The 23,032-nt window shown below is 41.3% G+C and carries 19 protein-coding genes, 1 tRNA gene and 1 rRNA gene; 3 read left to right on the top strand and 18 right to left on the bottom strand.

Features of this window, described 5'->3' with window-relative positions; genetic code table 11:
• Positions 1-114: 114 nt before the first annotated feature.
• Positions 115-230, top strand: a 5S ribosomal RNA gene (rrf, locus tag AABS66_RS18440).
• 59 nt (positions 231-289) lie between these two features.
• A tRNA-Asp gene (locus AABS66_RS18435) sits at positions 290-366 on the top strand.
• Between the two features lie 607 nt (positions 367-973).
• On the opposite strand, the gene AABS66_RS18430 is transcribed toward AABS66_RS18435, so the two are convergent.
• The 7 genes from AABS66_RS18430 to AABS66_RS18400 form a co-directional block, all read right to left on the bottom strand.
• Positions 974-1,684 (bottom strand): ArsR/SmtB family transcription factor, encoded by a 711-nt coding sequence (locus AABS66_RS18430; protein ID WP_272574306.1) that lies wholly within the window; start codon positions 1,682-1,684, stop codon positions 974-976.
• Entirely contained in the window at positions 1,665-2,069 is a 405-nt protein-coding gene (locus AABS66_RS18425; RefSeq protein WP_430225267.1) for an amino acid-binding protein, read from the bottom strand. Before AABS66_RS18425 ends, AABS66_RS18430 begins: the two co-directional genes overlap by 20 nt.
• Entirely contained in the window at positions 2,062-2,385 is a 324-nt protein-coding gene (locus AABS66_RS18420) for an antibiotic biosynthesis monooxygenase family protein (RefSeq protein ID WP_206085236.1), read from the bottom strand. Before AABS66_RS18420 ends, AABS66_RS18425 begins: the two co-directional genes overlap by 8 nt.
• Positions 2,386-2,494: 109 nt before the next feature.
• A complete protein-coding gene (locus tag AABS66_RS18415; protein ID WP_272539834.1) occupies positions 2,495-2,839 on the bottom strand; it encodes a YfiM family lipoprotein in 345 nt (114 codons plus the stop codon).
• A gap of 54 nt (positions 2,840-2,893) precedes the next feature.
• The gene (gene pssA, locus AABS66_RS18410) at positions 2,894-4,249 is read right to left on the bottom strand and encodes a CDP-diacylglycerol--serine O-phosphatidyltransferase (protein ID WP_272574318.1); all 1,356 of its coding nucleotides are present in this window, start codon (positions 4,247-4,249) and stop codon (positions 2,894-2,896) included.
• Between the two features lie 159 nt (positions 4,250-4,408).
• Positions 4,409-7,045, bottom strand: coding sequence for a bifunctional acetate--CoA ligase family protein/GNAT family N-acetyltransferase (locus tag AABS66_RS18405; protein WP_206085471.1), 2,637 nt, complete (start codon positions 7,043-7,045; stop codon positions 4,409-4,411).
• Between the two features lie 235 nt (positions 7,046-7,280).
• Positions 7,281-7,982, bottom strand: a complete 702-nt coding sequence (locus AABS66_RS18400) for a tRNA-uridine aminocarboxypropyltransferase (RefSeq protein WP_206085238.1) — start codon at positions 7,980-7,982, stop codon at positions 7,281-7,283.
• Between the two features lie 170 nt (positions 7,983-8,152).
• Here AABS66_RS18400 and AABS66_RS18395 point away from each other — a divergent pair, with 170 nt between their 5' ends.
• Positions 8,153-9,256 carry a tRNA/rRNA methyltransferase gene (locus tag AABS66_RS18395; RefSeq protein WP_206085239.1) on the top strand — a complete coding sequence of 368 codons (1,104 nt, stop codon included), beginning with the start codon at positions 8,153-8,155 and terminating at the stop codon, positions 9,254-9,256.
• A 68-nt stretch (positions 9,257-9,324) separates the two neighbouring features.
• On the opposite strand, the gene AABS66_RS18390 is transcribed toward AABS66_RS18395, so the two are convergent.
• The 11 genes from AABS66_RS18390 to nrdI form a co-directional block, all read right to left on the bottom strand.
• Positions 9,325-9,747, bottom strand: coding sequence for a hypothetical protein (locus tag AABS66_RS18390; protein WP_206085240.1), 423 nt, complete (start codon positions 9,745-9,747; stop codon positions 9,325-9,327).
• A 99-nt stretch (positions 9,748-9,846) separates the two neighbouring features.
• Entirely contained in the window at positions 9,847-11,382 is a 1,536-nt protein-coding gene (gene emrB, locus AABS66_RS18385; RefSeq protein ID WP_206085241.1) for a multidrug efflux MFS transporter permease subunit EmrB, read from the bottom strand.
• Positions 11,383-11,399: 17 nt separating this feature from the next.
• Positions 11,400-12,581, bottom strand: coding sequence for a multidrug efflux MFS transporter periplasmic adaptor subunit EmrA (gene emrA, locus AABS66_RS18380; RefSeq protein WP_206085242.1), 1,182 nt, complete (start codon positions 12,579-12,581; stop codon positions 11,400-11,402).
• 217 nt (positions 12,582-12,798) lie between these two features.
• Complete coding sequence (mprA, locus tag AABS66_RS18375; protein WP_206085243.1) at positions 12,799-13,314, bottom strand: transcriptional repressor MprA; 516 nt, start codon at positions 13,312-13,314, stop codon at positions 12,799-12,801.
• 662 nt (positions 13,315-13,976) lie between these two features.
• On the bottom strand, positions 13,977-15,176 hold the full coding sequence (locus AABS66_RS18370) for an MFS transporter (protein WP_206085244.1): 1,200 nt from the start codon (positions 15,174-15,176) through the stop codon (positions 13,977-13,979).
• A gap of 134 nt (positions 15,177-15,310) precedes the next feature.
• Entirely contained in the window at positions 15,311-16,306 is a 996-nt protein-coding gene (proX, locus tag AABS66_RS18365) for a glycine betaine/L-proline ABC transporter substrate-binding protein ProX (protein WP_206085245.1), read from the bottom strand.
• Between the two features lie 104 nt (positions 16,307-16,410).
• Positions 16,411-17,571, bottom strand: coding sequence for a glycine betaine/L-proline ABC transporter permease ProW (gene proW / locus AABS66_RS18360; RefSeq protein ID WP_206085246.1), 1,161 nt, complete (start codon positions 17,569-17,571; stop codon positions 16,411-16,413).
• Positions 17,564-18,763, bottom strand: a complete 1,200-nt coding sequence (gene proV / locus AABS66_RS18355; protein WP_206085247.1) for a glycine betaine/L-proline ABC transporter ATP-binding protein ProV — start codon at positions 18,761-18,763, stop codon at positions 17,564-17,566. The genes proW and proV overlap by 8 nt, the downstream gene beginning before the upstream one ends.
• Positions 18,764-19,489: 726 nt before the next feature.
• Positions 19,490-20,461: a class 1b ribonucleoside-diphosphate reductase subunit beta gene (gene nrdF, locus AABS66_RS18350; protein ID WP_430225266.1), complete on the bottom strand. Its 972-nt coding sequence runs from the start codon at positions 20,459-20,461 to the stop codon at positions 19,490-19,492.
• A 13-nt stretch (positions 20,462-20,474) separates the two neighbouring features.
• The gene (gene nrdE, locus AABS66_RS18345; RefSeq protein ID WP_206085249.1) at positions 20,475-22,607 is read right to left on the bottom strand and encodes a class 1b ribonucleoside-diphosphate reductase subunit alpha; all 2,133 of its coding nucleotides are present in this window, start codon (positions 22,605-22,607) and stop codon (positions 20,475-20,477) included.
• Positions 22,607-23,032 carry a class Ib ribonucleoside-diphosphate reductase assembly flavoprotein NrdI gene (gene nrdI / locus AABS66_RS18340; RefSeq protein WP_206085250.1) on the bottom strand — a complete coding sequence of 142 codons (426 nt, stop codon included), beginning with the start codon at positions 23,030-23,032 and terminating at the stop codon, positions 22,607-22,609. The genes nrdE and nrdI overlap by 1 nt, the downstream gene beginning before the upstream one ends.

The raw sequence follows: 23,032 nt of genomic DNA, 5'->3' as shown, positions 1-23,032 counted from the left end.
AATATACGTGAGAAGCCGAAAGGTGAAGGACACAGCAGCTTGTTCAAGATTGAAGTTTGGGTTTAGCAAGATACCGAAAGTGTGTTGAGCTAAACGTGAACGAAACCGAATTTGTCTGGCGGCAATAGCGCGGTGGTCCCACCTGACCCCATGCCGAACTCAGCAGTGAAACGCCGTAGCGCCGATGGTAGTGTGGGGTCTCCCCATGTGAGAGTAGGGAACTGCCAGACATTAATTAAAAGTTTATTGCTCAATAGCAGTAAGCTGCCGAAAGGCAAAAAGAATAAGTGGAGCGGTAGTTCAGTTGGTTAGAATACCTGCCTGTCACGCAGGGGGTCGCGGGTTCGAGTCCCGTCCGTTCCGCCACTTATCGAAACCCCGTGATGAAAATCACGGGGTTTTTGTTTTATATGTTTATTTAAAAATCCTATCTTAAATAGCTTTATATTAGTAATTCCATAATCTTTATCGAACTGTTTCACGATTAAATAAACTGGTCATAAAAATATTCGCTATTAATTTAAAGTAGTGAAAATAGTTCGTGCATTTAATTATGTTAGCGATTTATACCGATCTTTCTAGACCGCCGCAGTTATCGCTATAGTGAATGTAACGACAAGGTATAAAGTAGTGAGTAACAACTCACATCGTTATGGAAACAGTGGGATGACACCAGAGGACAAGGTGTTATAACTAAGCTATTAATTCAGTGAGTGTAATTTCAGATATAAAATACGCGAGTAGCAGCTTGGGACTTTATTTTTTTGGATGACAGTGGGAACGGCTTACTGAATACCGTTTGTTAAGTTTATCATTTAAATGAATACAGTTGAGGAGTACAAAGTAGTGAGCAACGCATAGAATTATGGAAGTATACCCACATCGCATAAGACTGCGAATAATCACTCACCACTTGGTGTATTAGAACAATATAGCGAAACGTAAAAGTTATATACGTCTCTAGTGATGAAGTTTATACGATATCAATGCCAAAAATGCGTTTTAGAGCTTTTTTGCCACTTGTCGTAAACGTAACCTCACGGTAGCCTGCTGTTTTTACTATCCATTCGTTTTGCTCAAAAGCGTGTAATAATGCAGCACCTGCGCTTCCACCTAAGTGCATACGTCTTTCACTCCAATCTAGGCAAGCACACGCCATTTTGCGTTTAGTGTGCATTGGAATATTGATATTGAGGTTGTGAAATTGCTCAATACCAATCATTGATAATTTATTTTCTTTAGATGTAAACCAGCCATTTTTATCCATAAAATCATAAATCTGAACTGCTATTTCCCCCGCTAAATGGTCATAGCAAGTACGCGCTTTTCTTAAATGAATAGGGGTCGAGATTGGAGCCTGATATTCTAGCTTCATCGAAACCCCCATTAATATTTCCAGCAATTCAGCAATGTCCGATCCTGCAAGCCGGTAATAACGGTGTCTGCCTTGAGACAAACAACTAATTAAGTGGTTATTCAAAAGTTTCGTTAGGTGAGCACTGGTTGTTGAAGGTGCAATGTTTGCTGCAGCGCTTAACTCTGTCGCTGTCCAAGCTCTACCATCCATTAAAGCGCAGAGAATGCTGACCCTTGACGAGTCAGCAATAGCGGAGGCAACTTTTGAAATGGATTTTTCTAAATGCTCATTTTCATCAATGGGTTGGTTAATTTTGTTTTTTATCATTAGGGATATCCCATTTTTTAGTTACTTCTGAGGCTAATTCATTGTTGTCAGTTATAAGTATTAGCCTGTTATGATGATCACTATATTGAATTAGGATATTAATTTGGTGGTTTGCTAGGCACTGTGCTATGTCACCAAGCTCCCCTGGCCGTTCTTGCTTTAGCATACGAATTACAGGCTGTGAAATGCTTTCTACTTGTATGCCAGCTTTAGCTAGTGCCTTTTTAGCTTCTTCAGGCTGTGTGATTAAAAAATGCGCATGGCTTTTTCCTTCGACAGAAAATACCCCGCCACCTTCTAAACCAACACCATGTTGGCCTAAAGTTGTCGCGAGTAATGCTAATGTACCCACTTGGTTTTCAATAATGACATGAATATCATACATTGTAGTTATCCTCTTTATCGAAGGAATAATCCCTTATGGTCTGTGAAACTCGAATGCGATAATGAGAAAAAACGGATTTTTTCCCTTCATTTTGCGCACTTTGGTGCATAAAATGACGTTTCCATTCCATCACAGCGGCTTCATTTTCCCACCAAGACAGCGATAAAATTTTTCCTTCAGTGGTGATACTTTGAAAACGCTCAACCGAAATAAAACCTTCAATGTTTACTAGTTCAGATTTTAATTCAGCAGCAAGTTCAAAATAACGCGTTTTTTGCTCAGGGATTGGAATAGCTTCAAAGATCACCGCAATCATAGAATTCTCCTTAATGTAGAAAGCGTAAATATAAACTTTTCATTAATTAATACTTCGATGATGGACGAAGTATTAATAGCAATAGAGGGGATGATATTGAGAATAAGGATTACTTAAGAGATTGGTATAAAGTATAACCAGCGACGGATCCTGCTACATCATAGGCAAAGTCGTGCCAGCTCCAACCCGTTCCTTCGGGGCGGCTATCATAGAGTTCTTTCGCAGCACCAAGTGAAATAGAAAATAACAGACCAAATTGAGCGGCATGACGATGTGACATATTTTGTCTGTCTGCATAAGCATTACCTGCAGCAGCCATCGCCGCGGAGAATGCAAAATGCTGCGCTTTGTCTTTACCTTTCCAGTTATCATTAGACCAATGGAAACCACTGCATGCTGTTGTTGATAACATTAGCGAGCAAATGATTAATGTTCTTATGATACTAGGGATCATTACCAGTCACCTAAATTGAAAAGCGCCACTTTAAAGTGACGCTTTGTTGAAAATTTATAAAATACGACTGATGAGCCGATCTACACGTATGCGTCGTAGCCTACGAATTAGCTTCTTCACTTTAACAGGGTAGGTTTGAATGCTATCTAATTCCCTGTAGTGATTAACGACTTTTGTATGAGTGCGGATACATTCTAATTCATGATGGCGTTGATCTTGAAGTTGTTGCTTAGGATCGTGAATTAAGACTGCATTTTCCAGATCTAAGCCCCATGCTCGCGGATTTAAGTTATTACCTGTAATCAATTGCCATTGATTATCGACCCACATACCTTTTAAATGATAAGTATTGTCACCGTCTTTCCAAAGCCTTACTGTCAGCTGTTTGCTATCAATAAAGCGCTGTAAGCGACTAACAAAGCGGCGTAAGTTGATTTCATATAGATAAGGAAGTGCCCCAATAATTTTGAAAGGCTCTTCAGGTGGAATATAGAAATCGTTAGCCGTTTTATCGCCAATAATAATTTCTACATGTTTACCATCACGTAGTAATCGGCTGATGATCCGTACTAATACAGCAGGAAGGTTAAAATACGGCGTACAAATAGTTAGCTTATCGCTGGTTGAGCCCATTAGGTGGGTGATCACTCGGTTGAGATCGTTTTTCTTACCTAAGCCAACAAAAGGTGTTACGGATAATTCATCATTTGATGCATTACCGACAAATTGGTAAGAAGACCCGCGTAGCCCTAAGCGGAATTGTTTTATTAGGTGCTTAAATTCAGCAGTTTTAGGGCGCGTTTCTGTATTTAGACGATGAATGGCATCAGCGGGTAATAAAGAGTCATCAATAAATTTTCGCATTGATGCGGTTAGCTGACTGTTTTTAATAAGGTGATATCGGTCATAACGATATTTTTCATGTCGTTGTAAATACACATCATTGATACTTGCACCGCTATACAATAGGGTATCATCAAAAAGAAAGCCTTTTAGATGTAAGACACCTAAAGCTTCCCGAGTATTGACTGGAATACCATAGATAGGGATGTCGACATTTGGATAATGTTGTGAGACATCGAAATACCAATCTGCATTGGTGGAATTTGCGGTTGCACCAATGCGCCCTCGTTGAGCCCGATGCCAATCGACGAGAATCTTGATATCTAATGATGTATTAGCTTGTTTTGCCGCATACAGCGCATGAAGAATGTCTTTACCTGCGTCATCTTTCTCTAAATACAAAGCCGTAATGTAGATAGTATTTTCAGCGAGAGAAATTTGTTTAAGCAGTTCATCACGAAAATCTTCTGTCTTATATAGCGTTTTGACATCATCAACATCTTGAGAGAGTTTAGGTAAACTTACCAAATATTGTTGATGCTTTGCTTGTTTTAATTTTGACAACATCACAGTGTGAATTTTCTCTTATTAGTCCAATAGCAAATCGCTTTGCGCACATTTTTAAGCGAATGATCTAGGGATGATAGCATATTTAGTCAAACCATTTAGAATAAATTGCATATCTGTTTAATTTCCATACAGGTTATGCGACACATCCCTGCGTTGTTAAAGATGAAGAGTGAGGTTTACAACACCATCTTCAAATAGTACTTCAACCTCAAACCCCAATTTTTTGGCCAAGCTGATCATATTACGATTCTCAGGCATGGTGATTGCGGTTAATTTTTTGATGCCATGACCGCGGGTATAGTTAAGCAGTTTTTGCATCAACTGATAGCCCAGTGTTTGCCCTTTCATATCGGAGCGTACTAATACTGCGAATTCAGCCTCTTGATTATCAGGATCTGCCATTGCACGAACAACACCAATAATTTCAGGGGTGGAACTTTGGCTTTTTACTGCGACAAAGGCCATTTCACGGTCGTAGTCTATTTGGGTCATATTGGCGAGATCGTCATGGGTAAACTCGCTGATTTCACTAAAATACCGATAATAGAGATCTTCTTTTGTGACCTGCTCGATAAAAGACTTCAATAGTGGTTCATCTTCGGGAAGTATTGGGCGTAATAAGCAGCTTAAATCATCTTTTAAATGAATGGTTTCTTCTAATTCACTTGGGTAAGGGCGAATAGCAAGCCTAGAGGTTGTTGCGCTATCACTTGGGCTGAGTGTCATGGAGACATCCAGCAGGGTAAATTCATCGCCAGAGGCGAGTAATGGGTGAATGTCTAAACGTGTAATATTAGGGCAATCGATGATTAAATTTGAGACTCTGACTAATAAGCTTGAGAGCCCTGGGATATTTAACGGTTCTAATGCACTGCGCGATTTAATTTTATAACCTTTGATTGCGTTAATAACAAGATAACGCGCGAGTGCCATATTTAGTGGGGGTAACGCGACAGCAGCTTGGCTTTCTTGTTGCCACTCAATTCCCCCTTCGCCTAGCATTATCAATGGCCCAAATACGGGGTCTAATTCTACAGCAATACGTAATTCTTGGGCGCCAGCACGGTTTGCCATGCTTTGTACTAATAAACCTTCGATGCGAGCGTTTGGAAAATTGGTGGAGACACGTTCAATAATCGCTTTTGCGGCATCTTCAACCTCTTTCGAGTTTCTCAGATATAGCATAACACCTTGAACTTCTGATTTATGCACAATATCGGGAGAACGCAGTTTTAAAGCAACGGGGTAACCAATTTTCTCAGCAATTTCAATCGCTTCATCACTTGAGTGGGCAATCCAAGTGGGTAAGCTATGTAGCCCATAAGCTTTTAAAATAGGTTGAACTTCATGCGTATCTAAATGTAAGTTGTTATTTTTTAATGCTTGTTGAATATATTCATGCGCTTGCTGTGTATTGGCAGTGATGCCCACAGGCAGTGCTGGTGTTTCTTTTAATTGTTTTTGGTTGCGTCGGTATTCCACCATATGCATGTAAGCAGTTATGGCACCTTCAGGAGTGCGGTAAGTTGGGATCCCTGCTTCACTAAACAAACGCCGGGATTCTTGGGATGAATATTCACCGCACCAATTGGTTAATATCGTCAGCCATTTTCCTCGAGGGTGCTGTTTGATGGTTTTAATGATTTTTTCTGCCATGGACTTGCTTTCAGTGATCGCGCTGGGGGTATGGATCAATAAAAGAGCATCATGATCATGGCTATCGAGCATTTTGTTTAATACGTTAATGTAGCGATCTACTGTGGAATCATCACCCAAGTCAATCGGATTTTGTGTAGAGAGGTCAAGTGGAAGTAGGGCACTGAGTTCATTTTCGGTTTCAATACTGAGTTTGGCCAGCTTACCATTACGCTGTAAAAGTTCATCCAGTGCCATGGCTGCAGGCGCGGCACCATTGCTCATGATTGATAAACGTTCACCCCGTAGTGGGGTCATATAGCTTAGTGTTTCAACTGCAGAAAACATTTCATGGGTATCTTGCACCCGTAATAGCCCCGCGCGTTGGATAGCGGCATCATAGGCGGCATCCAAGCTGGGTTTTTCCCCTAAAAGCTCTTGGGCTTTGCGTGTTCGACCACTTTTTATGACGAGAATAGGCTTGTTACGTGATGCACTGCGTGATGACGATAAAAAGCGTCGTGCATCACTGATGTTTTCAAGGTAAAGCAAAATTGCACTGGTTTTGCTATCGCGGGCTAAGTAATCCAGTAAGTCATCAATATCAATATCGATACTATCACCCAGAGCGATAAAATAGGAAAAACCGATATCACGATGCCTTGCCCAATCAAGCACAGTATTAGAAACTGCCGCAGATTGGGAAATAAAAGCTAGTTTGCCTTTGAGTATTGGAATAGGAGAAAAACTGGCATTTAAACCTTGCCATGGCGCTAAAAAGCCTAAGCTATTAGGGCCTAAAAGCCGAATTTGGTATTGCTGAGCCACCTTTTTTAATTCATTAAATTGAATGGAAGGGGATGATAAGATAATGACAACTTTGCAGCCAGCTTCACCAAGTTGCTGTAAACAAGTAATATTTCTCGAATGATGTGTACAAATTACCGCAAGGTCAGGTTTGAGTGGAAGCTTGTCAATAGAGGGATAGGCCAGTACCCCCAAGACGGAGCTACGATTTGGATTAACTGGGAGAATCGGCCCTTTAAAGCCGCTGGTGAGAAGGTTTTTCATCATCACCGAACCTGCACGGCTCGGGTTTTCAGAGGCGCCAATGACCACAATTGATTTTGGCCTGAATAAAGATTCTAACTGACTCACTAAACCCATAAAGATAACCCTTCGCTTGGTGAACGGTATAATCGTTCAAGAGATAAAAAGAGGCTGAGTAATACTTATGAATACTATGCCCTATCTTTTATATTGCGCTAGTTTATCTGGTGAATTTAATTAATTTATACAAGCACCTTCACGTTTTATGATGACGTTTATCTGAAAGTTGCTATTTCTTGGAACTGCTTACGAAAAAAATCGTGAAAACAGTCCCTAAAAATAGTTAGGGAACCGCTGCGTTTAACACCATTTGTGCCACAGGGTGATGGGGTTTCCCTTCAAGGTATTTTTGACGAAACAGGCTAAAATGACTAAATAACTGCTGTGAGGCTTGGATATCACCAGCAAGCTCTAATATGGTTGCGGCAACTTCTGCGGTGCAATGCTGTTCTTCACGGGATGGTGTGCGTAGCAGGTAGTCTGTCCGAGCTTTTGTATTGATGGATAGCATTGGAATGTTATTGAGGTACGGGCTCTTGCGGAACATTTTGCGCGCTTCAGGCCAGGTTCCATCTAATAGAATAAATAAAGCTGGCTTATCAGAGATGTTCGGTTCATTCACGACAACACGGTTTTCTTGTGCATAGCTTTCAGGGAATATGAGGTAAGGCTGGCGGGTATCATCCTGTAAGGCTGCTAAAAGTAGTGCATCTGGAGCTGTTCTTGACCACTGAAAAGCAAGGGTGTCAGGCAGAACATCCGCGATCAGTTTTCCCGTGTTGCTAGGTTTAAATACTTCACCATCAAACATGATTAAGCAAAATTGGCTTTTCGCTTGAGCGGACGCCGTTTTTTGACACAGGCATTGCGGAATGGGTAGCAAGCAATATTGGCAGCGTTTTACGCGACAGCCCCTTGCTTTAAAAGGTTTTGTCGATAAGGCGAGGCGTTGCTGGCGGAGGTGATAAACGGCATTAGGTGTCATGTTCGATTACTGTTTTACAGGCCATAAAATAAGCCGCATATTGTACGCAAAACGATTTCTATGCGATAGAGGTATATTCAATAACTTTTCGGTGAGATAATAGCGCGAATCGGTAGCGTAGCCTTGCAACATCATGTAATCTTCGCGCCATAGCTTAGTAGGGGATAGTGATGAACGACTCGAATGATTTTAGTGGTAAAAACGGCAAAGTAAAAGTGATGTATGTCCGCAGCGAAGAGCAGGACAACAAAGGTAACGATAAACGCCGTGGCGGTCGTGACGGTGGTCGCGATGATAGACGTGGTGGTAGCGATAAACGCGGTGGTGATCGACGTGATGGTGGTCGTCAAGAAAGAGGGGGGCGTTCAAATCGCCCTGAAGGTGGCCGCCAAGAACGCCGTTCAGATAACCGCGAGAGTACACCGCGTGAGCGTTCTCCGTGGCGCACTGTTTCTAAACCAGATAGCGAAGAATTTGAAAATGACCATGGTGGGATTGTTGGCAAAAGCCAAATCGACCCTGAGCAACTGCGCAAGCAACGCCAAGAAGAGACCCGAATTTACGGCGAAAATGCGTGCCAAGCGATGTTTAAAAATCGACCAGATGCCATTGTTCGCGCATGGTTCTTGCAATCTGTCACCCCACGTTTTCGTGATGCCCTGAAATGGATGGCAGCAAACCGTAAAGCTTACCATGTTGTTGATGATGAAGAGTTATCGAAAGCCTCTGGAACAGAACACCATGGCGGCGTGTGCTTTATTATCAAAAAACGAGGCGGCATGAGCGCAGATGCATATTTAGCACAAGCCGCAGAAAAAGATTGTGTATTAGCGCTGGAAGATGTTGGTAACCCACATAATTTAGGCGGGATCATGCGTAGTTGCGCCCACTTTGGTGTGCAAGGTGTGATTTTACAAGATGCGGGCATGTTGGAATCTGGTGCGGCAATTCGTACCGCAGAGGGTGGTGCTGAGCACATTAAAGCTATTGATGCTGACGGTCTAACGTCCACATTAGAGAAATTCCGCAAAGCGGGTTACACCATCGTGACCACGTCAAGCCATAAAGGCAGCCAAGATTTAGCAAAAGCAAAATTGCCAGCCAAAATGGTGCTTGTTTTAGGCCAAGAAAGTGATGGTTTGAGCGATAGTACGTGGGATCAAGGGGATATGAGCCTGTTTATCGGCGGAACGGGCAAAGTTGAAAGCCTGAATGTCTCTGTTGCTACAGGGGTGATGTTGGCACAATGGTGGCAGCAAAACCAAGTTAAATAATTGTCTTATCGATATGATTCCTAAGGCCATACGTTTTCACGTATGGCTTTTTTCTATCTACTATTTGGTTAGTGAGTAAATAAATCTGCAAACTCAGCAAGTTTTGGCACGAGAAATTCATTTTCTGGATAATTACATGAATAAGCTTCTAATAAGTGATTAGTGAACTGAATGAGATCTAAACGCGTTAATGGTGTGGATTTAGTTACTATCATATATGCCGCAGATATTTCGTTTAAACTGATGCAGTATTCGTAATAACCTTCTGTAAGAGCCTGCTTAATTTCATCGGGGACTGTATTAAAATTCAAGTCATCAGCCTCTAACTTTAACTGCATATAGGCTTGAACATCGTCCAAAATATCGAATGGATAAACCTCTTGGTATTGGTTGACATAGCAAATAAGTTTTCTGCGGAATTGCTCCGCCTGAATATCACTTATTGTATTAATCAATGCTAATACCTGACTGTTTTCAATCCATGATTTCATGAGCGTTTACCTAAGCAGATTAATGGTTGAACTAGTGTATTTGATGGGAAAAAATGAAGCAAAATTAACCCTACACGGAAATGTAGGGTTAATTTGAAGTTAGTGAGCGCCACCACCGTCTTTCGACCCAGCGCCAAATGGTGGTTTAGCGAACCAGACGATCACCATCAGTAAAATAAAGATCCCTGCGGATAACCAGAAAATTTCATTAGCTGATAAGATTAAGCCTTGATCTGTAATGGTTTTCGCTAAGTAAGCTGCACTTTGCTGCTCATTCATGCCAATCTGAGCCAATTCACTGTACATATGCTGCGCATTTGGATTGTATGGATTGACAAATTCTGCAAGATTTTCATGGTGCATGGATTCTCTTTGTGTCCACATTGTCGTGGTAATCGAGGTACCAATTGCCCCCGCTAGCGTTCGGGTAAAGTTAGATAAGCTAGATGCCGATGCCATTTTTTCAGGGGGTAACCCCGATAAGGTAATGGTGGTTAATGGCATAAAGAAGCAGGCAATCGCAAGGCCTTGAACAAATTGCGGCCAGGCAGCTGCTGCAAAGCCCATACCTGGTTCAAAGGTATAAGCACGCCAGTAGTAACAGACAGCATAGATAATAAAGCTGAATGTCACTAAATAACGCATATCAATGCGGTTACCAAATTTACCGATAATTGGCGTGATCAGTAGTGGCAATAACCCAACGGGTGCAGAGGCTAAGCCCGCCCATGTTGCAGTATAACCATAAACCTCTTGCAACAACTGCGGGAGCAAGACGATGGTACCAAAGTACAGCATATAGGCGAGGCTGAGTGATAAGCAGCCAATGGTAAAATTACGTTCCTTAAATAGAGAGAGGTCAATGACAGGGTGGTCGTCAGTTAACTCCCAGACAATTAAGAAGGCTATCGCCACAACGGCGATCACCGTCAAGACAATAATTTCGGTTGAGTTAAACCAATCCAGCTCTTTCCCTTGGTCGAGCATGATTTGCAGTGCACCAATCCCGACAACCAGTAAGACTAAACCAATAGTATCAATGCGTTGGATGGAAACTTTTGTTTCACGGCCTTTTAAAGTGCGCATGATGGCAAAGATAATCGCCACACTGAATGGGACGTTGATAAAGAATATCCATCCCCAATGGTAGTTGTCACTAATATAGCCCCCAAGAATGGGCCCGCAAATTGGAGCCACAACAATGGTCATTGACCAAAGTGCCAGTGCCATGCTGCGCTTGGCAGGGGGGTAGTTGTTCAGAAGTAGGCTTTGGGATAGAGGGATCAGTGGCCCTGCGACTAAACCTTGAAGTACACGGAATAAAATTAGCATTTCTAAGCTGCCAGAAATGCCGCATAACCAAGATGTTAAGGCAAAGAGACCCGTTGACCATAGAAATAGTCGAACTTCACCAATACGCCGTGCTAGCCAGCCAGTAACGGGAATAGAGATTGCATTTGCTACACCAAACGAGGTAATCACCCACGTTCCTTGGGAGTTAGATGCTCCTAAATTACCCGCAATCGTTGGGATAGCAACGTTAGCAATGGTTGAGTCAAGTACTTGCATAAAGGTCGCCAAGGAAAGGGCGATAGTCATCCAAGCCAGTTTTGAACCAGTGAGCGGTGCTGTCATGTCAGTTGCGCCCCCAATTATTTGTTCCCAGCGTTATTATTAATTATCTCAGTAACTATTTTGTCCGCAGGAGACATATCCACTGCTAATGCAGATGTATGGTAAGCTGGCGCATCGCGCATGCCTTTTGACAGTACTTTGCCATCTTTATTGAGAGTATCAATCGTCACTTCAGTGGATAAACCGATACGCAATGGGCGTTCTTCAAGTTGCGCAGGGTCTAACGCGATACGCACGGGCAGGCGCTGTACTACTTTTATCCAGTTTCCACTGGCGTTTTGTGCAGGTAATAATGAAAATGCACTTCCCGTTCCCATGTCTAAACCGACCACGGTACCGTTAAAGACCACGTCCTTGCCGTAGAAGTCGGCTGTTACTTTCGCTGGTTGGCCGATACGCATATCTGCAAGTTGCGTTTCTTTAAAGTTTGCATCAATCCACATGCCACTCGATGGAACGATAGCCATTAATGGTGTTGATGGGGTGATTTGTGAGCCAATTTGCACACTACGGCGAGAGACATAACCGTCTACTGGACTAACAATTTTGGTGCGTTGTAAGGCTAGCCATGCATTACGAACTTGAGTCGCAGCCTGTTCTACTGCGGGTTGTTTTTCAATGGGCGAGTTAAGCACGATCGCTTGGTTAGCATTATATTGTTCAACTGCCATGTCCAATGCGGCTTTTGCGCTGACGACTGATTCACGGGCGTGTTGTAGCTCTTCTTTACCAATTAAATTACTACTACCTAGCACTTCACGGCGTTTTAGGTCGTTTTGTAAACGCCCTAATTCAGAACGTTTAACATCAATATTAGCTTGCAGCTGGCGGCTATTAATAATGTGCTGGCGGGTTTGGCGTACACTATTTGCCAGTTCGGTTTTGGCTTTATCCAGTGCAAGTTCAGCATCTCGAGGGTCAAGTTCAACTAGCACAGTACCGCTTTGTACGAAGTCAGTATTATCAACGTTAACGGTCATGACGCTCCCTGATACTTGGGATTGAATTTGCACTTGGTTACCAGCAACGTAAGCGTTATCCGTTGACTCATAATGGCGAAGGACTAAATACCAGTAAACGCCCCAACCCACGCCAATAGCGATAAAAATAAACGTTAAAAACATTAAGGCATTTTTGCGCTGTCTTTTTTTATTTCGTTGGGGAGCTTGCGTTTGTTGCATTTCCTCAGGGGAACTCATACTGGTATTACTCCATTTTTGATGGATAAGGATCACGGTTGTTTCCAGTAGCTAGTAATAACCACTGGAAACTGAGACTACAAATGATTTTGTTGCTTGATGGGAATATCGTAAAGCACAAGGTTGAAAGGATAATGAAATATTGTAGGCTGAAAAGTTTTTTTTTGCTTTTAAGCCTTCGAATGCCTCAAATACATTAACCTTACAAAAATAATGGTTAATCTTTTATAGTATCCAGTTTTGTCAGTAATTTACGCATTAGTTTATCAAGCTGTTGTTTTTCATCAGCTTCTAAAACTGACCAGATATCGATTAACGCTCGATGTTGTGGCGGTAACAAACCACTTAAAAACTCTGAGCCTTTTTCGGTGAGGTGCAAATGTAGACAACGTCTATCATTGTGACTTTCTTTACGTTCAATCCAACCATTCTTTTCGAGTTCATCAGCGATGCGTGTCGCATTGGTGCGAGATGAACCAAGCGCTGCACTGAGCTCAGAAGGTTGGATACTGCGTGAATCTTTTGTATCTAAGATCATTAAGGCCATGAAAAGTGTTTCATTAATTCCTTGAGCTCGTAGCATATTATTACGAGATTCAAGTAATTTTCCATGAACATGCATACATAAGCGTGTTAAGAGTATCTCTTGATACGGGATCGGTTTTTCGTGTGTATCTTGTTGCGCGACACGAGCATTTAAAAGCTCTTCTGTCGGTGTAAATGAACTTTCCATTATTTGGATACCTTATTAGTTTCAGTTGGTAAGATTACAACTGTCATCAACCATCTAAATGGTATATTAAAAGATAGAATTAGCAATTATACTTAATTAATATCGATGATTTTATTTTGATAATGATACATGATTCATAAATATTATGAATGTAATTTATGGATTTCAGTATAGCGCAAAGTGCATTTCTAGCCTATTTAAGTTTATTTGGCTATAATTTAACCAAAATAAATGCAATTTATACGTCAAACAAAACCATATAAAACAATATATAATCACATCGTATTAACTCAATACCATTTTTTTTATTACCCAATAATTACAAGTTAGATAGATATTGTGATCATCTAAGTGTAAGCACCTATTTTTTAATTTTGTATAATTATTATTACCAGTAATTACTTATTGAATTAACAATAATTATACCTTACTGAAGAGCTATAGTATTTGTTTAACAGTGTCATTTGTTAACTTTTGCCATGGTAATAATAACAACATATAACTATTATCTTGAATTATTGATGGTAATTTATTGATTATGCATAAATATGAGTAAGAAAAGTGATGATTCCACTCTGAATATATTATGTATTTTTAAGTATTAACGTGCGGCTGATAACATTTAAAACAAAATGTTAACAGCCGCAGAAAAGGAAAACGCATTATTCATCTGAAGCAGCGATAGTTGGATCAAATCGGATACCAATGACCCAAATAATTAAGCTTAAGGCCGTTAAACTAACGCCTGCAATTGCGACTCCTTCCCAGCCTGCGCGCTCATAGGCATAACCTGATAATAACGAGCCGAGTGCGCCACCAATAAAATAACTGGTCATATACCCTGCAGTGAGGCGGTTACGCGCTTCAGGCATAATTCGATATAAGGTGCTTTGGCTGGTAACGTGGACAGCTTGAACGGCAAGGTCAAGAACTAAAATGCCAATAATAAAGGCGATCAAGGAGTGTTTTGCTAAGCCAATGGGTAACCAGGAGAGCAGTAATAAAACGAGTCCAATTGTGGTGATTATCTTGCCTTTACCTTTATCCACAAGGTGCCCTGCTTGAGATGCCATCAATGCGCCCGCTGCACCAACAAGGCCAAACAAACCGATAGTTCCTTCAGAGTAGTTAAATGGGGGGCTCGCTAATAAAAATGCCATTGCTGTCCACAGTAAACCAAAATTGGCAAAAGAAAGTGCACCCAGTGAGGCTCGGACAGCTAAAACAGGTGTACTAAAAAATAATCGACCAATAGAGCAAAGTAATTGAAAGTAGTTAAGATTAGCTTTTTGATGATAGCGAGGTAATTTAATCGCTAATACAATTAATAAGATAATTAATAAAACAAATGCGACCCAATAAATCGCTCGCCAGCCTCCGACCATTGCCACTGCGCCAGATACCGTTCTCGCCAGTAAAATCCCCAGCAGTAAGCCACTCATAATAATCCCAACGGCTTTCCCCCGTTTATTGGGGTGTGCAATGGAGGCTGCCATTGGAATAAGTACTTGAGCAACAACAGAAAATAGTCCTGTGAGTGCCGTTCCTAATAGGATTTGCCAAATATTGGTTGAAAGAGCAGTAATGAGTAAGCCTGAAGCGGAAAGAAACGTCATAAATAATATTAGGCGTTTTCGTTCAAATAAGTCCCCTAGAGGAACTAAAAACAGTAAACCGACTGCGTAGCCAAGCTGTGCGGCTGTGACAATAAACCCTGCCATATTAGTTGTCAGGTTAAATTGAGCAGCAATGGTATCTAACAGTGGTTGGGCATAATAGTTGCTGGCAACGACAAGGCCTGTCGCAATGGCCATCAAAATTGTGAGGCCCGTTGTTAGCTCAGCAGTTTGGGTCTGTTTCATGTGGGTTACCTAATATTAGCTAGGCGACTACTATAAACAAAATTTATTACCTTGGTTTATTTCTTTTTGCCATTGATACAAAAAACCACCCAGATTAGCGGGTGGCTTTAGGCATTTTATTATGTGATTTATGCTTACTTAGCGGCTTCCTTCGCTGTTTTCACCCAGCCATCAAATGTCGATTGGTGAGCTTTTATCCAAGCATTTGTGTGACGTTGAATATCCGCTTGTGAGGCTTCCCCGTTATGCATTCTTAAATTCTGCGCATTGATATCCGCAATAGGCAGCTTCATCACTTCAAATAATTTTGCTGCTGAAGGGTTATCCGCAGCCCATTTTTTGTTAGCCACGATATGCATGGTATTCGGTGGGAAACCATAGTTTTTTCCATTAGGTAACGTCGTGTCTGTTTTTTCACCGTTTGGCATTGAAGAGAAAGGCACTTCTAGCCAGACCACATCACGACCAGGCTTGAGCACATCACTGATCCAGTAAGGTGTCCATGTATAGTATAAAATAGGCTTACCTTCTTTATATCGGGTAATGGTATCTGCCATCATTGCCGCGTAGTTACCTTGGTTGTGATCAACTGTTTTTTCGAGATCATAGGCTTTTAAATGATTATTAATGGCGGCTTCACAACCCCAGCCTGGGTTACAGCCTGTTAAATCGGCTTTACCATTGCCATTTGAATCAAAGAGTTTGGCAATTTTAGGATCTTTGAGTTGTTCCACATTGGTAATATTGTATTTTTCAGCCGTTTTTTTGTCGATGAGGTAGCCTTGAGCCGCATTGACGACATAATTCCCTTGACGATAGAACACGTTATCACCGCCAGCAGCATCATACTGGGCATTATGCAAAGGAACCCAGCTGGTGGCTAAGTAAGTTGCATCACCATTCGCAATGGATGCATAAGCTACGTTATAGTCGACCTCTTTGATAGGCTGAACATCATAGCCCAGTTCCTCAAGGGCTTTTGCAACGATCAGTGTTTGGAATGTTTCTTCACTGATTGTACTTTGTACAGGATTAATTTTTATTCCTTTACCAGGTAGGTCGTTAGCGGTTGCCAATGGAACGGTAAATATGGCTGTCAGTGCAGATGCAAGAATGATTTTATGTTTCATTATATTGTTCCCTCTGTTTTATTTCGCAGCGAGCTTGGCTGTAATGGGAAGAGCCAAGTTAAGTGCCAAGTGAATGGCACTCAGGTGAATGGAGGATGTTTAAATTAATTGTTTTTTTTGCAAAATGGGCGTACGACCAGTCCTATAGGGCCTTTCTGATACCAACGAGTCGGTGTTTTACCACGAGTATCTTGCCCTAAAGATTGGGTAAGGCGGTCTAAAATGATGGCGAGGATCACAATACCGACACCCCCGACGGATGCAAGGCCCATATCAAGGCGGCCTATCCCCCTTAAGACCATTTGGCCTAAGCCCCCGACTGCAATCATTGATGCGATAACCACCATTGACAGCGCTAACATTAAGGTTTGGTTAACCCCAGCCATAATGGTTGGCATAGCGAGTGGTAATTGCACTTTAAACAACATTTGACGAGGGCTTGCGCCGAATGATTCCGCGGCTTCAATTAAATCGGCAGGGACTTGCTTGATCCCTAAAATGGTCAAACGAATGATCGGCGGTAATGCAAATATAATGGTGACGACGACGCCTGGCACATTACCGATACCAAATAACATGACGATCGGCACTAAATAGACGAATGCAGGGGTGGTTTGCATTGCATCAAGTAATGGGCGAATGATTCTGGAGGCTCTATCACTGCGCGCTAGCCAAATCCCCAACGGTAGCCCTATCACAATACAAAACATCAATGAGGTGAGTACCAGCGATAACGTCACCATCGCTTCCGACCATGCACCAATTGCTCCAATGGCTATCATCGAAACAAAGGTGGCAACTCCCATTGCTCGTCCTGCAAATTGCCAAGCAAGTAATGCAAAAATGATAATGGCTACGGGAGACGGTAGCGAGGTGAGAAATTGTTCAAACCCACTAAGAATAAAATCGATGGGCGCTCGTATTCCTTGAAATACAGGGCGGAAGTTGAGAACAACCCAATCGATGGCATGGGCAACCCATGAATCAAGGGGGATAAGCGTATGCTGGAAAGGATCCATAATATTAAACTGATCGGGTACGATGCTATCTGTTGGAGCTGCATCAAGCCAATCACTGGATCCTGAATCTGTTGTGGGTGAGCTACCCCATGGATCATCTGAAGCACTTTGGTCTGGTGTGGAGCTTGTTGCCCATGGATCGTCTGATGAGGTTGTTTCAGGCGTTTGTTCTGGCGTTTGCTCAACTTGAGTATCGGCCCATGGATCCTGTTGGTCGATGGTATTTTCTTGATTTTGCTTACTCATTTGGCGTCTCCTTATCCAGTGCTTGTAGTAGCATGCCTTTCGAAATCACCCCTAAATAACGATTTTTTTCGTTGACGACAGGGACCGCACAAGGTGCTTGTGCAATCGTCGAGATGACTTCATTTAAGGAGGTATCACCTTGAATCGGCTCGATATCTGGCAAAATGGCAGCTTCAATTCCGGCTTTGTCATGCAGCGCTTTTTCTAAGGATTCAATGGATACAACACCAGCAAAAGTATGGCCGCGTGAGAGCAAATAGCCATGGTAGCGGTCTTCATCATTAAGCACTTTTAAGGCTGAACGAGGCCCAAAGCCAGGCGCGATATGCAACAATGCATTAGGGCGTCTTCGCGCTATATCTTTGGCACTGAATACTTGGCTAATATCAACTCCACGGAAGAAAGTTCTGACGTAGTCATTGGCAGGGTTATTCAGTATTTCATCGGGTGTTCCGACTTGAACGACCACGCCACCTTGCATAATGGCAATGCGGTCACCAATTCGCATAGCTTCATCGAGGTCATGGGAGATAAAAACGATAGTGCGTTGTTTATCACCTTGTAAAGAAAGCAATTCATCTTGCATTTCTGTTCGAATGAGTGGGTCAAGAGCAGAAAAGGCTTCATCCATTAAAAGAATATCAGGGTCATTAGCGAGTGCTCGCGCTAAGCCAATGCGTTGGCGCATTCCGCCAGAAAGCTCATCAGGGAATGAGTTAGCCCATTTATCGAGGTTAACTTGATTCAGTGCATCCATTGCTTTTTTATAGCGTTCTTCTTTCGAAATGCCAGAAAGTTCCATGCCAAAAGCTGTATTATCAATCACATTCATGTGTGGCATTAACGCAAAGGATTGGAATACCATACTGATTTTAGTTCGACGTACTTCACGCAGCGCTTTGTCGGAAATATTAGAGATATCTTGCCCATCAATCAGCACCTGGCCGCTGGTAGGTTCAATCAGGCGATTGAGGAGGCGCACCAAAGTGGACTTCCCTGAACCCGAAAGCCCCATGACTACGAAGATTTCGCCTTCTTCAATCGCCAGATTCACATCTTGAACACCGACCGTGAGGCCCGTTTTTTCAAAGATAGCATCTTTGTCCATTCCTGATTCTAAAAGCTTAAATGCGGAGTCAGGATTTTCCCCAAATATTTTATATAAATTTTTAACTTCTAATTTTATTGCCATATATTATTTACCCAATTTTCAATCAACAAAAGAGTTGGAGCCCAAATGAATAATGTTGATTCAATGATGATAGTCGAGCCTATTGAGACCTAAACGTAGGCTATCGCTTGAAAATTATTAGGGCAGAAATTCCTATTTTAATTTAATGGGTTTATTCATTATGGTTTAAATTCAAATGCTCCTGATTAGATTATTAGTAAAAATTGCAAGCAATAAACCCTAGCATAATAAAAACTCCTGACAACCCTTGGTTAAGCAGAATTAATCAAAAAAATGAGTGTCAAAAATGCTGAATATCATTCAAATAATCAAAAGAAAGTAGCGAGTATGAGCAATAATATGAAAATTAATAGAGATAGTTAACTTGCTGGTGAGACTGTATTTATTTTGACAGAATTAAAAATAATCAAATGAGATTTGGTGAATTAATGATGATAATTTTTAGACAACAATAATGTAATAATTAGCGAATGAAAATAAATAAGATAAAACACCATAATCATTAATTTTATTAACTTATTTTCGGGTTTTAAAATAGAGAAATGAAAAAAATGCCTGATTAATTCATTAAAAATGAGCAATCAAACAGATATCCCTATAAAAAACGAACTGATTTGAGTATTTTTTAGTCTAAAAAATACCCTAAAAAATAAAGTTATTATTATTCATCAGGGTATGTTTGGTATTGATGCTTTAAGTTAAATGTAAAATAAATTAATCAATTGATTAAAAGTTCCAGTCATCATCCTCTGTGCTGACAGCTTTGCCAATAATATAAGAAGAACCTGAACCTGAGAAGAAATCATGATTTTCATTCGCGTCAGGGGATAATGCAGATAATATTGCCGCACTCACATCGGTGACTGTATCAGGGAATAAGGCTTCATAACCTAAATTCATTAAAGCCTTGTTGGCATTATAGTGTAAGAACTTTTTAACATCTTCTGTCCAGCCTACGGGGTCATATAACTCTTGGGTATATTTTACTTCATTTTCATATAAATCGAATAATAATGAGAAAGTAAAATTCTTTATTTCTGATTGTGTTTTTTTATCATAATTCAATAATGATTTTTGGAATTTATAGCCAATATAATAACCATGAATCGCCTCATCTCGAATGATTAATCGAATTAAGTCAGCAGTATTTGTGAGTTTGCCACGGCTTGACCAATACATAGGTAAATAAAACCCAGAATAGAATAAGAAAGATTCCAAAAAGACACTCGCCACTTTTTTCTTTAATGGATGTGAATCACAATAATAAGAAAGAATGATTTTAGCTTTATTCTGTAATGCATTATTCTCCTCACTCCAACGAAAAGCTTCATCGACATCGCTGGTGGAACATAAGGTGGAGAAAATAGAACTGTAAGAGCGCGCATGTACCGCTTCCATAAAGCTAATATTGGATAAAACGGCTTCTTCGTGGGGCGTTTGTGAGTCAGGCATCAAACAAGGCGCACCAACCGTATTTTGAATGGTGTCAAGCAGTGTTAGACCGGTAAAGACACGTATAGTCAGCTTTTTTTCTGCTTCAGTGAGGGTATTCCACGACGGGATATCGTTGGATAGCGGGACTTTTTCGGGTAACCAGAAGTTAGAGGTGAGGCGGTTCCAAACCTCAAGGTCTTTATCATCTTGAATGCGGTTCCAGTTGATTGCCTTCACAGGGGCTGCGGATGTATTGGTGGTCATATTCTGATTCCTATTACAGAGTGCAAGATACGCAGCCGTCAACTTCAGTACCTTCCAAAGCGGTTTGACGTAATCGTATGTAATACAAAGTTTTTATGCCTTTTTTCCATGCGTAGATTTGTGCTCGGTTAATATCTCGCGTTGTGGCATCATCTTTGAAAAAGAGCGTTAAGGATAAGCCCTGGTCAACGTGTTGGGTGGCCATCGCATAGGTATCAATAATTTTTTCAGGGCCGATTTGATAGGCATCTTGGTAATACTCAAGATTCTCGTTATCCATAAATGGGGCCGGATAATAGACTCGACCAATCTTCCCTTCCTTACGGATCTCTATACGAGAAACAATTGGATGAATGCTAGATGTGGAATTATTGATATAGGAAATAGACCCTGTGGGGGGGATGGCTTGCAAGTTTTGGTTGTAAATACCATAGGTGATCACTGATTGTCTTAAGGCTTGCCAGTCTTCTCGTGTGGGAATTTCGATACCCGAACGTCGGAATAATTCCTGCACGGTTTGTGTCTTTGGTAACCAAATATCGTTGATATATTTATCAAAATAGTCACCTGAGCCATAAGTGGAGTGCTCAAAGCCAACAAAGGCGGTTTTGCGCTCAATCGCTAATTGGTTTGATGTTTTTAGGGCGTAATAAGTCACTGTATAAAAATAGATATTGGTAAAATCAAGTGCTTCTTCACTACCATAATGAATATGTTCACGGGCTAAATAGCCATGTAAGTTCATTTGCCCAAGGCCAATAGCGTGGGATTGACGGTTTCCTTGTGCAATAGACGGTACAGAACGAATATCGCTCATATCGGACACGGCACTAAGTGCTCTGACAGCAGCTTCGATGGATCGTGCAAAGTTCGGTGAATCCATGGTTTTGGCAATATTCATAGACCCTAAATTGCAGCTGATATCTTTACCAATTTCTTGGTAACTTAAATCCTCTTCATACAGGCTAGGGCGATTAACTTGCAGAATTTCTGAGCACAAGTTGCTCATATTAATTCGCCCTGCAATAGGATTGGCTCTATTGGCGGTATCTTCAAATAAAATATACGGGTAGCCCGATTCAAATTGAATTTCAGCTAACGTTTGGAAAAATTCCCGGGCATTAATTTTGTATTTTTTTATAGCTTTGTTATCCACCATTTCAGCGTATTTTTCAGAGACGCTGATTTCAGACATGGGAACGCCATAAACACGTTGTACATCGTAAGGTGAGAATAAGTACATATCTTCGTTATTTTTGGCTAACTGAAAAGTAATGTCTGGGATCACCACGCCAAGGGATAAGGTTTTTATGCGTATTTTTTCATCTGCATTTTCCCGTTTTGTGTCGAGAAAACGCATAATGTCAGGGTGATGCGCATGTAAATACACGGCTCCTGCACCTTGACGAGCGCCCAATTGATTCGCGTAGGAAAAGGCGTCTTCCAACATTTTCATCACAGGAACCACACCAGAAGATTGGTTTTCAATCAATTTTATTGGGGCGCCTTGTTCGCGTAAGTTGGTCATCATAAAGGCAACTCCGCCACCCCGTTTGGATAGTTGGAGTGCGGAATTGACAGAACGCCCGATAGACTCCATATTGTCTTCTATACGCAATAGAAAACAGGATATTAATTCGCCTCGCTGTTTTTTCCCGCAATTGAGAAATGTTGGCGTAGCGGGTTGGAAACGGCCCGTAATAATTTCATCGACATACAATTTAGCCAGTGATTCTGAGCCTTGTGCTAAAGTTAATGCCACCATGCAAACACGGTCTTCATAGCGTTCTAAATAGCGCTTTCCATCAAAAGTTTTCAGCGTATAGCTGGTGTAGTATTTGAATGCGCCAAGAAAGGTTTGGAAACGAAATTTATGCGCATAGGCTTGCTGAAACAGTGACTTAATAAAGTCAAAACGGTATTGCTGCAATATATCGTTTTCGTAGTAATTTTCTTGAACAAGAAAATCTAGTTTTTCTTTTAAATCATGGAAAAATACAGTGTTTTGATTAACATGCTGGCGGAAATAATGGTGTGCAGCTTCTTTATCTTTATCAAACTGAATATGACCTTCGCTGTTATATAAATTCAGCATGGCATTCAGGGCATGGTAATCAACTTCAGTATTATTTTGTATTGTATCCATTATGAAAAGCTCTCGTTGTGGGCATGTTGCCAGAACGTTTGTAGGCCATCTTTAACCGACTGAACATCTTTTGCAGTACCTAAGAGTTCAAAGCGATAGAGGTAAGGCACACGGCATTTTTGTGCGACGATATCCCCCGCAATTGCGTAAGCATCGCCAAAGTTAGTATTCCCCGCAGCAATCACACCACGAAGGAATAAACGGTTTTCCTCGATATTTAAAAACTGAATCACTTCTTTTGGCACCGCGCCTTTTGTGCCACCGCCACCGTAGGTTGGAAGCAGTAGAACATAAGGTTTTGTGGCAATAGGGCTCATTTCTTGTGGCCCGATTGGGAGGCGCGTTGCAGGCAAGCCCAATTTTTCAACAAACCGATGGCAATTGCCTGAGCGGCTTGAAAAATAGATGAGTGATTCCGTTTTCAT

The sequence above is a fragment of the Providencia sp. SP181 genome, from assembly GCF_050446505.1.
GTDB classification, from domain to species: Bacteria; Pseudomonadota; Gammaproteobacteria; order Enterobacterales; family Enterobacteriaceae; genus Providencia; species Providencia vermicola.
Note: the sequence above shows the minus strand (reverse complement) of the source record. Positions and strands in the feature narration are given on the sequence as shown.